Origin of the sequence: uncultured Aquabacterium sp., assembly GCF_947366995.1 — a bacterium.
Taxonomy (GTDB): domain Bacteria; phylum Pseudomonadota; class Gammaproteobacteria; order Burkholderiales; family Burkholderiaceae_C; genus Aquabacterium.
In genome coordinates this window covers 23,585-37,028 of the sequence record NZ_CANBCC010000041.1, presented here as the reverse complement: position 1 = coordinate 37,028, position 13,444 = coordinate 23,585, and the positions used below count along the sequence as shown (strand labels likewise).

Below are 13,444 nucleotides of genomic sequence, written 5' to 3'. Positions count from 1 at the left end.
TGGTCCAGCAGCTGGCCCAGCTCTTCCACGGCGTTGCACACGTCGGCGCGCAGCATGTTCTCGCCGAAGAACTGGTGGAACATCTGGCCCACCGGGCTCTTCAGGAAGGCCACGCCACCCGAGTGCCCCGGGCAGTGCCACGAGTAGGAACCGTCCTGGGCGTAGTCCATCAGCGCCTTGAAGAACGGCGGCGCCAGGCCGTCGAGGTAGCTCTTGGCCTCGCGGATGATGTGACGCGCGACGAACTCGGGCGTGTCCTCGAACATGTGGATGAAGCCGTGCAGTTCGCGCAGGATGTCGTTCGGAAGGTGCTCCGAGGTCCGCGTCTCGCCATACAGGTAGATGGGGATGTCCGCGTTCTTGAAGCGGATTTCTTCGATGAACTTGCGCAGGTTCAACACCGCCGGGTCGAGCTCCGGACCGGGCGTGAACTCTTCGTCGTCGATCGACAGGATGAAGGCGCTGGCGCGGCTTTGCTGCTGCGCGAACTGCGACAGGTCGCCATAGCTGGTCACGCCCAGCACCTCGAAGCCTTCCTTCTGGATGGCATCAGCCAGGGCACGAATGCCCAGACCCGAGGTGTTCTCGGAGCGGAAGTCCTCGTCGATGATGACGATGGGAAAGCGGAAACGCAGCATGGGCGGCCCCTTCAGGATGGAACGGCGGAAAATCCGGAAAAGCGCGAAGTGTAGGGGCGATTGGGGGTGCTGCGTATGTCAGGCGCGGCGAATTTGCGCCAGCACACATCCCCGGCGGGATGCCCCTGCACGCAACCGGCGCGCCGAAGCCGTCACACGCCCGTACTACACTCGGTTGCAAAGGGAGAATGGGCGCATGGGTGACGTGACGATGTGGTGGATTCTGGCCGGCCTGCTCGTGGGCGCCGAGCTGCTCAGCGGCACGCTCTACCTGCTGATGCTGGCCCTCGGTGCGGCCGTCGGCGGTGTGGCCGCGTGGCTGGGCATCGGGCTGGTCGCCCAGATCGTGGTGGCCGCGGGTGCAGGCGGCGCAGCCGCGCTGGCCTGGTATGCGCGCCAACGCCATCGCGCCGCTCGCCCGATCGACAGCGATGCCCCGCCTCCGGGGCTGGGCCATCTGGATGTGGGTGAGCATGTGCAGGTGTCTCACTGGCATGCCGACGGCACCGCCCGGGTCCACCACCGCGGTTCGGAATGGCGCGCGCGCCTGGCCGACCCGCAGGGGGCCCCGCAGACCGGGCCGCACCGCATCTGTGCAATCGAGCGCAACCAGCTGGTGCTGGAGAAGATCTGAACCGACCACAAAAAGGAACGACCCGTCATGGAACTCGCAGTCGTGCTGCTCGTCATCGCCGTCATCTTCGTGGCCAAGGCCGTGAAGGTCGTGCCGCAACAAAGCGCCTGGGTGGTCGAGCGGTTGGGGAAGTACCACGGCGTGCTGACGCCGGGTCTGAACGTGCTCGTGCCTTTTGTCGATCGGCTGGCCTACCAGCACTCGCTCAAGGAAATTGCCCTCGACGTGCCGAGCCAGGTCTGCATCACACGTGACAACACCCAGCTGCAGGTCGACGGGATCCTTTACTTCCAGGTGACCGACCCGATGCGGGCGAGCTATGGCTCGGCCGACTACGTCGTTGCCATCACGCAGCTGGCCCAGACCACGCTGCGCAGCGTGATCGGCCGGATGGAGCTGGACCGCACCTTCGAGGAGCGCGAGGTGATCAATTCCGCCGTGGTGGCCGCACTCGACGAGGCCGCGCTGAACTGGGGCGTCAAGGTGCTGCGCTACGAGATCAAGGACCTGACGCCGCCCAACGAGATCCTGCGCTCGATGCAGCAGCAGATCACCGCCGAGCGTGACAAGCGCGCCCGCATCGCCGAATCCGAGGGGCGCAAGCTCGAGCAGATCAACCTGGCCAACGGTGAGCGCGAAGCCTTCATCGCCAAGTCCGAGGGCGAGAAGCAGGCCGAGATCAACCGCGCCATGGGCGAAGCAGCGGCCATCACCGCCGTGGCCGATGCGACCGCCGAAGCCATTCGCAAGATCGCCGCAGCGATCAGCGCGCCCGGTGGCCAGGAGGCCGTGAACCTGAAGGTGGCCGAGAAGGCGGTCGAGGCCTATGCCGAGCTGGCGCGCACGAACAACACCATGATTGTTCCGGGCAACATGAGCGAGGTGTCGTCGCTGATCGGCACGGCCATGACCCTGATCCAGCGCGGCGGGCCTCACACGCCACCCAAGGCCTGACCCCGCCCTCACCTCCACGCTACGCCAAGAGACCATGTCTGCCATCGACCTCGTGCCCGGCCGCAACGTGCTGGGTGGCCCGCTGCGGGCCTGCTCTTACGATCCGTTGACCGGCTACTTCCGTGACGGCTGCTGCCGAACACGGCCGGACGACACCGGGCTGCACGTGGTGTGCTGTCGCGTCACCGCCGAGTTTCTCGCCTTCTCGATGAAGCGGGGCAACGACCTGTCGACGCCCCGCCCCGAGTGGCGCTTTTCTGGTCTGCAGCCGGGCCAGCGCTGGTGTCTGTGCGCCAACCGCTGGCTGGAAGCGTGGCAGGCCGGCGTGGCGCCCCCCGTGGCGCTGGAAGCCACACACGAAAAGGCGCTGGAGGTCATCCCGCTGGAGGCCCTGAAAGCGCATGCGCTGGAGCCCCAGCAGCACCGCGATCAGGACTGATCGGCTTCGCCCGCTTGGCCGCCTGCCCCGCTGCCCGCCTGAGCCAGCAGCGCACGCAGGCCATCCTCGTCGAGGATGGACACCCCCAGACTTTGGGCCTTCTCGAGCTTGCTGCCGGCCTCCGCGCCGGCCACGACGTGATGCGTCTTCTTCGAGACCGAGCCGGCGACCTTGCCGCCCGCCGCCTCGATCAGCGCCTTGGCTTCGTCGCGGCTCAGCGTGGGCAAGGTGCCCGTCAGCACAAAAGTCTGTCCCGACAGCGGCAGGCTGGCCGGATCGGCCGCCGGTTCGTGCTCCGGCCAGGTCACGCCACACGCGCGCAGCTGCTCCACCACCTCGCGGTTGTGCGTCTGGTCAAAGAAGGTGCGGATGCTGTGCGCTACCACCGGCCCCACATCGCGCACCTCCAGGAGTTGCGCCTCTGTGGCGTCCATGATGCGGTCGATGCCGCCGAAGTGGCGTGCCAGATCTTTGGCCGTGGCCTCGCCGACATGGCGGATGCCCAGCCCGAACAGAAAACGCGGCAAGGTCGTGTGCTTGCTCTTTTCCAGCGCATCGACCAGGTTCTGGGCGCTCTTGGTGGCCATGCGGTCCAGCGCAGCCAGCTTCATCAGGCCGAGCTTGTACAGCTCGGGCAGCGTGCGGACCAAGCCACCGTCGACCAGCTGGTCCACGAGCTTGTCGCCCAGGCCCTCGATGTCGACGGCGCGGCGCTGGGCAAAGTGCAGCAACGCCTGCTTGCGCTGCGCCGCACAGAACAGGCCACCGGAACAGCGATGGTCCACTTCAGCGCGTTCACGCACCACGTCGCTGCCGCACACCGGGCAATGCGCGGGCATGCGGAAGTTCGGCACGTAGGCAGGGCGCTCACCCGCCACCACACCGACCACTTCCGGGATGACGTCGCCGGCACGCCGCACGATCACCGTGTCGCCCACGCGCACGCGCTTGCGGCGCAATTCGAACAGGTTGTGCAGTGTGGCATTGGTGACCGTCACCCCGCCCACGAACACAGGCTTGAGCCGGGCGACCGGGGTCAGCTTGCCGGTGCGGCCCACCTGGATGTCGATGCCTTCGACCTGGGTGAGCTGCTCCTGCGCGGGGTACTTGTGGGCCACGGCCCAGCGCGGCTCGCGCGTGACGAAACCCAGTCGCGCCTGCAGCGCCAGGCTGTTGACCTTGTAGACCACGCCATCGATGTCGAACGGCAGGCTGTCGCGCCGCGCGCCGATGGCCTGATGAAAGGCCACCAGCCCGGCTGCGCCTTGCGCCACGGTGCGCTCGCTGCTGACCGGCAGGCCCCACGCCGCGAGGGCGTCCAGCACGCCGCTGTGCGTGGCCGGCATGTCCCAGCCCCGTACTTCACCCAGACCGTAGGCGAAGAAGCTCAAAGGACGGCGGGCCGCAATGCCCGGATCCAGCTGGCGGACCGCGCCGGCTGCCGCATTGCGCGGATTCACGAAAGTCTTGTCGCCGTGCTCGCGCTGGCGCGCGTTGAGCGCCTCGAAGTCGTCCCGGCGCATGTAGACCTCGCCACGCACCTCCAGCACCGCCGGCGCACCCTCGCCTTTCAGGCGCAACGGGATCTGGCGAATGGTGCGGATGTTCTGTGTGACGTCTTCGCCCGTCTCGCCGTCGCCGCGTGTGGCCGCCCGCACCAGCACGCCTTGTTCGTAGCGCAGATTGATGGCCAACCCGTCGAACTTCAGCTCGGCTGCGTACTCGACGGGCGGAGCCTCATCGGGCAGCTCCAGCTCGCGCCGCACGCGGCCATCGAAGGCCTCGGCGCCGGTTGCCTCGGTGTCGGTCTCAGTGCGGATGGACAGCATGGGCACCGCATGGCGCACCGGCGTGAAACCCTCCAGCACCTTGCCCAGCACGCGCTGCGTCGGTGAATCGGATGTGCGCAGCTCGGGGTAGGTTTCCTCCAGCGTCTGCAACGCCTGGAAGAGCCGGTCGTATTCCGCGTCGGGAATGGCCGGTTCGTCCAGCACGTAATAGCGGTGCGCGTGCTCGTGCAACTGCGCGCGCAGCGTGGCAGCCTGCTCGGCCGGCGTGGGCAGGTCGTCGCCGGGCGGGGCCGTCGGAGCGCCGCCGGACACGTTGGATTGCGACATGGCGCCTCCAGTCAGCTGAACAGGCGGCGTGCGGCGGCCGATCCGGCGCCAAGGTCGCGCGCGGCAAGCGCCTCGTACAGGCGGGTCAGCTCGCCTTCAATCGAGGCGAATGCGGCCGGTGAGAACGGCTGGCCCTGGTCGTCGGCCATGACGGCATCCAGCGCCATGGAAAGGGCTTCGCCCGCGGCGCACCAAGCCCTGAACGGCGTCTGTTCCGGCGCGGTCTGGGGCACGTCGAAGGCCAGCAGCAGTTCCCGCAGCGCGGCCTGGTCAGGGTCTTCTGCAAAGGCTACCTGGGCGTCGAACTGGAGCGTCAGAACCGGGGGAGCACCCTCTTCGTTGCCGGGCAACACGAGCCGGCCGGGCAGCGAGCCGGGCAGGAATCCGTGACGCGCCGCTTGTTGCTGCACGTAACCCACCGACCACGCGCTGCCGCGGGCATACAAGCGCATGGCGAGTTGTGCGTCGTGCGCGCCGGCAAAGGCATCCAGCTCCTTGGCCCGCGCGACCACGTCCAGCATGTCCGGGAACTCCACCGCGCCGCTCAGCGCATCGGCCATGGCCTGGATCTTCTGCACAAACTCGGAGTACTCAATTTCGTTGAGGCCGCCGGTGCGGTTGGCCAGCAGCACGCCGGCCTGCAGCTCGGTGTACGTCACGCCGGCCTGAGGTGCTTCCCACTCCCCGCAATCGGCGCGCAGCGCTTCGATGAGCACCGGCTTGCTGCCGGCGCGCCGCGTGGTCGGCACATGCAGCAGGATGTGGTCGCCGCTCATGGGGGTGTCGATGGTGATGGTCGCGATGGCGTCCACCAGGGCGTCGAGGTGCACGTGGCCGCGCTTCAGCGGCGGCACCGTGCCGGGCGCAGCAGGCAGATCCAGCGGCTGCGTGGGCAGGTCGTCGCCCAGCGTGGGCTCACCGGGCAGCCCAGCCTGGGTGTCCACCGGCTCGACGGCGGCGCGGCGGGGCTGCCGAGCCGCCAGCTTGCGCGACTGCCAGGTGCTGTGGATGAGGAAGACCGCCAGCACGACGCCGCCGAGAATCGCCAGGTACAGGGTGAGGGAAGAGTTCATGAGGGTCCTCAGGCTTGGGCCATGCCCAGTGCCGCTTCCATGTCGACGGCCACGATGCGCGAGACGCCTTGCTCCTGCATGGTCACGCCCACCAGTTGCTCGGCCATCTCCATCGCGATCTTGTTGTGCGAGATGAACAGGAACTGGGTGCCGCTGGACATGCTCTTGACCAGGCGGGCGTAACGTTCGGTGTTGGCGTCGTCCAGCGGCGCATCGACTTCGTCGAGCAGGCAGAACGGGGCGGGATTGAGCTGGAAGATGGCGAACACCAGGGCGATGGCGGTCAGTGCCTTTTCGCCACCGGACAGCAGGTGGATGGTGCTGTTCTTCTTGCCCGGCGGGTGGGCCATGACCTGCACGCCGGCATCGAGGATCTCGTCGCCGGTCATGACCAGTCTGGCACTGCCCCCACCGAACAGGCTGGGGAACATGCGCCCGAAGTGTTCGTTGACGGTGTTGAAGGTGGAGCCCAGCAGGTCGCGGGTCTCCAGGTCGATCTTGTGGATGGCGTCCTCGAGTGTCTGAATGGCGTCCATCAGGTCGGCCATCTGCGCATCGAGGAAGCCCTTGCGCTCGCGGGCGGCGGTCAGCTCTTCAAGGGCAGCCAGGTTGACGGCGCCCAGCGCATTGATCTCGCGCTGGATGCGGTCGATCTCGGACTGCAGGCCGTAGAGCTTGACGCCATCGCGCTCGATGCCTTCGGCCAGCACAGCCAGGTCGACGCCCGCGGCCTCGAGCTGCTCCATGAACTGCGCGCCACCCAGCGAAGCGGCCTGCAGTTCGAGCTGCAGCTTTGTGATCTCGTCACGCAGCGGCTGCAGGCTGCGCTCGAAGCCCATCCGCTGCTCGTCGGCACGGCGCAGTTGCGCGGAAAGGTCGTCGTAATGCTGGCGTGCCGCCCCCAGCGCCTTTTCCTTTTCTACACGCACTGCCAGCGCCTCATCCAGCCCGGCGCTGGCCGTCGATTCGCTCAGCTTCGCGAGCTCTTCGTTCAGCTGCGCGGCAGACGCCTCGTTGGCGGCAATCTGCTGGCGCGCGGTTTCGATGCCGCGCTGCAGTTCGCCCCGCCGCGCCACCATGGAACGGGCGCTGAACTGCGCCTCCTGCGCCTGGCGCTCGAGCGTGCGGGCCTGCTCGCGCGCCTGCGACAGCTTGCGCTCGGCCTCGATGACGCCCTCTTCCAGCTGCGCGTGCTTTTCCTGCGCCTCACCCAGGCTGATGTCGAGCTCCTCGAAGCGGGCCTCGCCGGTGGCGCGGCGCTCCTGCAACTCGTCGAGCTGCGCATCGATCTCGGCCAGCTCTTCGGTGATCTGGCCGCGACGGCTGGAGGTCTGCTCGGCCTGCTGCGTCAGGCGCAGCACTTCGACCTGCAAGGTGTGTGCGCGCTGCTGGGCATCGCTGGTTTCGCGCCGGGACACGGCCAGGCGCTGTGACGCATCCGTGTAAGCCGCCTCCGCGCGGATCAGCGCCGCCCGGGCGTCGTCCGCGATCAGCGCCTGCGCCTTCACCTGCTTGTCGAGGTTCTCGATTTCCTGTGCGCGCGCCAGCATGCCGGCCTGCTCGGAGTCAGGGGCATAGAAGGTCACGGCGAACTGGCTCACGGCATGGCCGGCTCGCGTCAGGATCAGCTCGCCATGCGTCAGCTTGCTGCGGCTGGACAGCGCCTCCTCCAGGCTGGCGGCGGTGTAGACGCCCTCCAGCCAGTCGTTCATCAGCGCCTTCAGGCCAGGCTCGGTCAAACGCAAGAGATCACTAAGGCGAGGCAGGGTTGCGTGCGTGTTGGCGATCTCGCCCGACGGCAGGCTGTAGAAGGCCAGGCGCGCGGGCGGCGCATCCTGCTCGAAGGCGCGCACCGTCTCGACGCGCCCCACTTCCAGCGCAGACAGGCGCTCGCGCAGCGCCGCCTCCAGCGCATTCTCCCAACCCGGTTCAATGTGCACGCGGGTCCACAGACCGGGCAGGCCGTCCAGCCCGTGCTTGGCCAGCCAGGGCTTGAGCTTGCCTTCGGTCTGCACTTTCTCCTGCAGCGCCTTCAGGGCTTCCAGGCGCGCGGCCAGTTCGGCGTGCCGGGCCGCCTGCGCGTTGGCATCGCCCTGGCGCGCCTTGCGCTGCTCGTCCAGCGTGGGCACGGTGTCGGTCAGGTCGCCCAGGCGGGCTTCCAGCACAGCCAGCGCTTCCTGCCCTTCGTCCAGCTGGGCCTTCAGTTCATGCAGGCGGGCGTCGTCGGTCGAGGCCAGGTTCTGCCGCTCGGCCACCAGGCGCTCGCGCCGCATGTTGAACTGGCGCGTCTGCTCGTCGATGCTGCGCGACTCAGCCGCCAGCAGCTGGATCTGCTGCTGCACCTGCTGCGCCGCCCCGCGCTGGGCGTTGGCACGCTGGGTGGCGGCCCGCACGGCGTCTTCCAGGGCAGGCACGTTGCCGGCCAGCTCTTCGGCCTGCGCAGCCAGGATCTCCGCCTGCTCCTCGGCGGCCATCATCTTCTCGGCCAGCTCTTCCAGCTCGATCTCGGCTGCGGCAGCGCGCTCGGCCCACTGATCGTTGTGTGCCTTCAGTTCCGCCAGACGCTGCTCGGTGCGCTGACGGCCCTCCACCACATAGCGGATGCGCTCTTCCAGCCGGCTCACTTCCAGGTTGGCATCGGCCAGCGCGCCCTGGGCCACGTGCAGCGCATCGCTGGCTGCGTAATGGTCCTGGCGCACATGCTCCAGCTCGGCTTCCACCGAACGCAGCTCGGCCATGCGGGCCTCCAGCGCGTTCGTGGCTTCGGCCACGGCCAGCCGGATGCGGCTTTCCTCGCTCGTGGCATCGCGGTGCTTCAGGAACCAAAGCTGATGCAGCTTCAGCGTGCCCTGCTCCTGCAACCCGTGGTAGCGCGAGGCCACTTCGGCCTGCCGCTCCAGGCGCTCCAGGTTGTTGTTCAGCTCCCGGAGGATGTCTTCTACCCGCGTCAGGTTCTCGCGCGTGTCCTTCAACCGGTTCTCGGTCTCGCGACGGCGCTCCTTGTACTTCGAGACCCCGGCCGCCTCTTCCAGAAACAGCCGCAACTCTTCCGGGCGAGACTCGATGATGCGGCTGATGGTGCCCTGTCCGATGATGGCGTACGCGCGCGGCCCCAGGCCGGTGCCGAGGAACACGTCCTGCACATCGCGACGGCGCACGGGCTGGTTGTTGATGTAGTAGCTCGACGTACCGTCGCGCGTGAGGACACGCTTGACGGCGATTTCGGCGAACTGGTTCCACTGCCCACCTGCGCGGCCCGACTCATTGCTGAAGACGAGTTCGACGCTGGCGCGGCTGGCCGGCTTGCGGTTGCCCGAGCCGTTGAAGATCACGTCCTGCATGGACTCGCCACGCAGCTCGGACGCCTTGGACTCGCCCAGCACCCAGCGCACGGCATCCATGATGTTGGACTTGCCGCAGCCATTGGGGCCCACCACGCCGACCAGCTGCCCGGGCAGCTGGAAGTGCGTGTGTTCCGCGAAGGATTTGAAGCCGGACAGCTTGATCGAATTCAGACGCATGCTTGGGGCTCAACCGGGACCGATGCCTGCGGGCCGGACCGCGGGCACACCCGACGCAAATTCGAGGCAAGCCACCCGCTAAGTCTTTGATTTCTCTGAGAAAACCCGCCATTTTTGGGGCGAGAAACAATCGGGGATGATACCATTGGCGTTTGTTGTGCAAGCCTGCCGCCACGCACGACCCCAAGGTCGCGTGGTGGCTTGTACTCCTCATCAAGACAAGACCCGCGCGCCCCGGCGCGTGCAATGCTGCAACTCCCGCATGGCCAAGAAAGCCTCTTCCACCGCCGCGAAGGCGCCTGCCCGCGCCCGCAAGACCGCCCCCAACGAAGCCGATCTGGTCGTCGGTGAGCGCACCGCCCCCGCGGTGCCGCCCTCGGTGCCATCGCGCCAGCTGGATGTCTTCCCCAACCCGGCCCCCCAGCGCGACTACGTCATCCAGTTCCAGGTGCCCGAGTTCACCTGCTTCTGCCCGCTGACGAAGCAGCCCGACTTCGCGCACTTCACCATCGACTGCATCGCCGACCAGCTGTGCGTCGAACTGAAGAGCCTGAAAATGTACATGTGGAGCTACCGCAACGAGGGCGCGTTCCACGAGAAGGTCACCAACGACATCCTGGAAGACATCGTCAAGGCCATCGACCCGCGCTACCTGCGCATTACGGCCAAGTGGTATGTGCGCGGCGGCATTTACACCAACGTGGTGGTCGAGCACCGCAAGAAGGGCTGGAAGCCGGCGCCGCGCGTGGAGCTGCCGCAGCACAACGCCGAAACCGGTCTGCTGGGCTGAGCGCCTGGCCGTCCCGGCAGCGAGCGATGACCTTCCCGAACGGGGCGCTGCCCCTGATCGAATGGGTGATGGTGCTTGGCTGCCTCGCGGCCACCCTGCCGTTCAAACCTTGGTTGCCGCTGCGGCACCGTGAACTTCAGAGCCCCTGGCTGGGCGCCATGGTGATCCTGCCCTTTGCCTGGTGGACCCGGCACCTGCTGCCCTCCGGGCTCGCGCTGCACGTCAGCGGGGCCTGCCTGCTGGTGCTCATGTTCGGCTGGCCGCTGGCCGTGTGGAGCATCACGCTCGTCGGCGTCCTGGCCACCGCCCTGGAAGCTTTCACCCCGCCGCGGCTGAACGCGCACCAGCGTTTGATGAACGAGGCCCTGCCCGCCATCCAGGGCATGACCGATCTGGGCCCCAGGCTGCTCCATCAGGCCGATGCCATCGTCGCGCAGGTGGCCTGGCTCGGCGTGCTGCCAGCCACAGTGGGGCTGTTGCTGGGGCTGGCCATCCGGCGGTTCATGCCTGCCCATCTCTTCGTCTTCATCCTCGGGCGGGGATTCATCGTCACGGCCGTGTCCGTGACGCTCGCCGGGCTCGCAGCGGCGGCCATCGGACGCGTGCCTGAAGGCATCGACACCAGCGAATGGTTGCTGGCCCACTGGCTGCTCGGATGGGGCGAAGCAATCAGCACGGGCATGCTGACGGCCATCTTCGTCGCTTTCAAGCCGCACTGGATGCTGACTTATTCGGACCAGCGCTACCTTTCGGGCCCACCTCGCCCGGGCCCGTGAGGTCACCCGGCGGCCAATGTTCCCCGCCGCGCACCGAACTGGCGTAAACGTCGGCAGTCCAGGCGCTTGCGGCCGATATCCTGCGGCATCAGGCCTGATGTACCAATGCCGCCACTGCCCTCACCCCGGTTCCCCTCCCTCACGAACGCCCTGCTGGGCCGCCACCCTCGGCGGCAGCGGCATGTGCTGTTCGTGCTGGCCACAGGGCCGCTCTACGCGGTCAGCATGGCCGTGGCCATCCAGTCGTCGGCGTTCGGGTTGCTGGCCCCCACGCTTGCCCTGATCCTGGCCGGCACCAGCCTGGCCGTCTTCACGCTGGTCTACGCGCTGGTGCGCAGCGGCTGGTCGGCCCGCCTGAGCGATCCTGTGCTGACCTTCCCCCACGCCATGGCATGCATCGTGCTGTCCATGGCGGCCTACGTGGCACTCGGCTCCGACCGAGGCAACGTGATCATCCTCATCGCGCAGACCATCGTCGCCGCCATGTTCCGCCTGCGCCCGCTGCAGGTTCTGGCCCTGGGTTGCGCCTCTGTGCTGTTGCTCGCGGCGGCCGTGACCGGGCTGCACCACCATGATCCCGTCAGCTTCCCCGCGCCCGTCGGCTGGCTGCATTTGTCGGTTGGGGGGTCCACCATCCTGTTGCTGTCGCTGGTTGCCAAATGGGTGAGCGACATCCGCGTGCGCCTCGATCGCCAGGCCCGTGAGCTGAAGGACGCCCTGACCACGGTACAGCAACTGGCTACGACCGACATGCTGACCGGGCTGATGAACCGGCGGATGATGACGGAGATCCTCGAGCGCGAAATTCGCCAGAGCGTGCGGCACGACACGCCGATGTGCGTGGCGCTGATCGACATCGACCACTTCAAGCACGTGAATGACCGACACGGCCATGCCGCGGGCGACGAGGTACTGAAGGCGCTGGCCGAACTCGGCCGCAAGGACCTCCGCCAGGTGGATCTGCTTGCACGCTGGGGCGGCGAGGAGTTCCTGTTGCTGTTGCCCCGCGTACCCCTGGCCGATGCGCTCGTTGCGCTCGACCGTCTGCGACTGCAGGCGCAGCAACTGGCGGTGCCGGGCCACGCGTCGGTGCACATCAGCGTGTCGGCCGGCGTGGCGCAACTGCGCGAGGACGAGACACTGGATGCCCTGCTGGAGCGCGCCGACGCCGCGCTGTACGAAGCCAAACGCACCGGCCGCAACCGGTGCGTGGCGGCCGGGCCGAGCGGCGGCGAGTCAACCGCTCTGGCGGAAGGCAGCGCCCTGCTGATTGACCTGCGCAGCGTGGCCCGCATTCAGGAGGACGGGGCATGAGCGGCAACCCGGCCACCAGCGTCGCCGAAGAGCACGACCCCGTCATTGAGGCCATCAGCCGGCTGGCGGCTTTCGTGTTCGGGCCGGACCGCGCCACCCGGCTGCGCACGGCGGCCATCCTGCTCTGCGCGGTGATGTACCTCATCTGCTGCCTGGCCTCGCGAATGGCGGCCGACATCGGCGTCATGCGCAGCTTTGCGCCGGCCTGGCTGGCATGGACCAGCCTGCCCGCCTATGTGGTGTTCTTCCTGCTCGTGCGCAGCGGCCGCACGCGCCGCCTGAAGGACCCGACGCTGATGATCCCGCAGAACGTCTTCGCCTTGCTGGCCATCGCGTTCGCCTACACGGCCGTGGGGCCGCATGACCGAGGCCTGGTGCTCGTGTTGCTGGCGCTGGTTACCGTCTTCGGCATGTACACCCACACCCCCAAGCAGTCTGCCGCGATCGGCATCGTCGCCACCCTGGTGCTGGCGGCCATCATGGGCATCCTGTCCTGGCTGGATCCGGTCTACTACCCGCCCGCACACGAACTGATCCGCTTCGAGCTGCTCGCCGGCTCGATGCCTGTCGTCGTCCTGTCGGCCTATCGGCTGTCGACGTGGCGGGAGCGCGTCGCCACGCAGCGTCGGGACCTGCGGTTGGCACTGGAGCAGGTGCAGAAACTCGCCGTCCGAGATGTGCTGACGGGCCTGTACAACCGCCGCTTCATGCAGGAGAAGCTCGACCAGAGCGTCAAGCGCTTCGATCGCTACGGCGAGCGCTTCGCGGTGGCGCTGATCGACCTGGACCACTTCAAACAGGTGAACGACCAGCATGGCCACAAGGTGGGTGACGAGGCGCTGCAGGCGTTCGCGTCCGCCGCGATGCTGGTGCTGCGCGAAACCGACACCGTGGCGCGCTGGGGTGGCGAAGAGTTCCTGGTGGTGCTGCCCAACGCGACGGCAGGCAAGGCGGCCGTCGCCATGCGCCGTCTGCGCGAGGCGCTCAGCCACACCCCGGTGTCGGCCTCGGCCCCCGGGCTGCGCGTGCGCTTTTCGTCCGGCATCGCGGTGCACGAAGCCCCGGGCAATGTCGCCCAGATCCTGGAGCGCGCCGACAAGGCCCTGTATCAGGCAAAGCGCAGCGGCCGCGACCGCGACGCCCTCGCCGCCCGCACGGGCACATGACACAGACCGCGGTCACCGAGGT

Annotated in this window: 11 protein-coding genes; 7 read left to right on the top strand and 4 right to left on the bottom strand. The window is 67.8% G+C overall.

Annotated elements, in window-relative coordinates:
- Positions 1 to 638: Orn/Lys/Arg decarboxylase N-terminal domain-containing protein (locus tag Q0Z44_RS11710; protein WP_298012911.1), on the bottom strand; the 638-nt coding region annotated here is incomplete at its 3' end.
- A gap of 196 nt (positions 639 to 834) precedes the next feature.
- On the opposite strand from Q0Z44_RS11710, the gene Q0Z44_RS11705 reads away from it, so the two are divergent.
- The 3 genes from Q0Z44_RS11705 to Q0Z44_RS11695 are packed head-to-tail and all read left to right on the top strand — an operon-like array spanning position 835 to position 2,665.
- Positions 835 to 1,272 (top strand): NfeD family protein, encoded by a 438-nt coding sequence (locus tag Q0Z44_RS11705; RefSeq protein WP_298012910.1) that lies wholly within the window; start codon positions 835 to 837, stop codon positions 1,270 to 1,272.
- 27 nt (positions 1,273 to 1,299) lie between these two features.
- The gene (locus tag Q0Z44_RS11700; protein ID WP_298012908.1) at positions 1,300 to 2,226 is read left to right on the top strand and encodes an SPFH domain-containing protein; all 927 of its coding nucleotides are present in this window, start codon (positions 1,300 to 1,302) and stop codon (positions 2,224 to 2,226) included.
- Positions 2,227 to 2,260: 34 nt separating this feature from the next.
- Positions 2,261 to 2,665: a DUF2237 domain-containing protein gene (locus Q0Z44_RS11695; RefSeq protein WP_298012906.1), complete on the top strand. Its 405-nt coding sequence runs from the start codon at positions 2,261 to 2,263 to the stop codon at positions 2,663 to 2,665.
- Here the strand turns inward: Q0Z44_RS11695 and ligA are convergent.
- Genes ligA through smc form a run of 3 tightly spaced genes read right to left on the bottom strand, consistent with a single transcriptional unit; the run spans position 2,656 to position 9,376 of the window.
- Positions 2,656 to 4,782: an NAD-dependent DNA ligase LigA gene (ligA, locus tag Q0Z44_RS11690; RefSeq protein ID WP_298012904.1), complete on the bottom strand. Its 2,127-nt coding sequence runs from the start codon at positions 4,780 to 4,782 to the stop codon at positions 2,656 to 2,658. The genes Q0Z44_RS11695 and ligA overlap by 10 nt on opposite strands.
- 11 nt (positions 4,783 to 4,793) lie before the next feature.
- On the bottom strand, positions 4,794 to 5,855 hold the full coding sequence (locus Q0Z44_RS11685) for a cell division protein FtsZ (RefSeq protein ID WP_298012902.1): 1,062 nt from the start codon (positions 5,853 to 5,855) through the stop codon (positions 4,794 to 4,796).
- Between the two features lie 8 nt (positions 5,856 to 5,863).
- Complete coding sequence (gene smc / locus Q0Z44_RS11680) at positions 5,864 to 9,376, bottom strand: chromosome segregation protein SMC (protein WP_298012900.1); 3,513 nt, start codon at positions 9,374 to 9,376, stop codon at positions 5,864 to 5,866.
- Positions 9,377 to 9,638: 262 nt separating this feature from the next.
- Here smc and queF point away from each other — a divergent pair, with 262 nt between their 5' ends.
- The 4 genes from queF to Q0Z44_RS11660 all read left to right on the top strand — a co-directional run bounded on the left by queF (position 9,639) and on the right by Q0Z44_RS11660 (position 13,422).
- Complete coding sequence (gene queF / locus Q0Z44_RS11675) at positions 9,639 to 10,166, top strand: preQ(1) synthase (protein WP_298012898.1); 528 nt, start codon at positions 9,639 to 9,641, stop codon at positions 10,164 to 10,166.
- A gap of 26 nt (positions 10,167 to 10,192) precedes the next feature.
- Complete coding sequence (locus Q0Z44_RS11670; protein ID WP_298012896.1) at positions 10,193 to 10,942, top strand: hypothetical protein; 750 nt, start codon at positions 10,193 to 10,195, stop codon at positions 10,940 to 10,942.
- 105 nt (positions 10,943 to 11,047) lie between these two features.
- Positions 11,048 to 12,256, top strand: coding sequence for a diguanylate cyclase (locus Q0Z44_RS11665; RefSeq protein ID WP_298012894.1), 1,209 nt, complete (start codon positions 11,048 to 11,050; stop codon positions 12,254 to 12,256).
- Positions 12,253 to 13,422 carry a GGDEF domain-containing protein gene (locus Q0Z44_RS11660; protein WP_298012892.1) on the top strand — a complete coding sequence of 390 codons (1,170 nt, stop codon included), beginning with the start codon at positions 12,253 to 12,255 and terminating at the stop codon, positions 13,420 to 13,422. Before Q0Z44_RS11665 ends, Q0Z44_RS11660 begins: the two co-directional genes overlap by 4 nt.
- Positions 13,423 to 13,444: the final 22 nt, after the last annotated feature.

What these genes read in the sequence shown, in the direction of transcription:
- Q0Z44_RS11705 (WP_298012910.1), top strand. Translation starts at nt 835, where the DNA reads ATGGGTGACGTGACGATGTGGTGGATTCTGGCCGGCCTGCTCGTGGGC.
- Q0Z44_RS11700 (WP_298012908.1), top strand. Translation starts at nt 1,300, where the DNA reads ATGGAACTCGCAGTCGTGCTGCTCGTCATCGCCGTCATCTTCGTGGCC.
- Q0Z44_RS11695 (WP_298012906.1), top strand. Translation starts at nt 2,261, where the DNA reads ATGTCTGCCATCGACCTCGTGCCCGGCCGCAACGTGCTGGGTGGCCCG.
- ligA (WP_298012904.1), bottom strand. Translation starts at nt 4,782, where the DNA reads ATGTCGCAATCCAACGTGTCCGGCGGCGCTCCGACGGCCCCGCCCGGC.
- Q0Z44_RS11685 (WP_298012902.1), bottom strand. Translation starts at nt 5,855, where the DNA reads ATGAACTCTTCCCTCACCCTGTACCTGGCGATTCTCGGCGGCGTCGTG.
- smc (WP_298012900.1), bottom strand. Translation starts at nt 9,376, where the DNA reads ATGCGTCTGAATTCGATCAAGCTGTCCGGCTTCAAATCCTTCGCGGAA.
- queF (WP_298012898.1), top strand. Translation starts at nt 9,639, where the DNA reads ATGGCCAAGAAAGCCTCTTCCACCGCCGCGAAGGCGCCTGCCCGCGCC.
- Q0Z44_RS11670 (WP_298012896.1), top strand. Translation starts at nt 10,193, where the DNA reads ATGACCTTCCCGAACGGGGCGCTGCCCCTGATCGAATGGGTGATGGTG.
- Q0Z44_RS11665 (WP_298012894.1), top strand. Translation starts at nt 11,048, where the DNA reads ATGCCGCCACTGCCCTCACCCCGGTTCCCCTCCCTCACGAACGCCCTG.
- Q0Z44_RS11660 (WP_298012892.1), top strand. Translation starts at nt 12,253, where the DNA reads ATGAGCGGCAACCCGGCCACCAGCGTCGCCGAAGAGCACGACCCCGTC.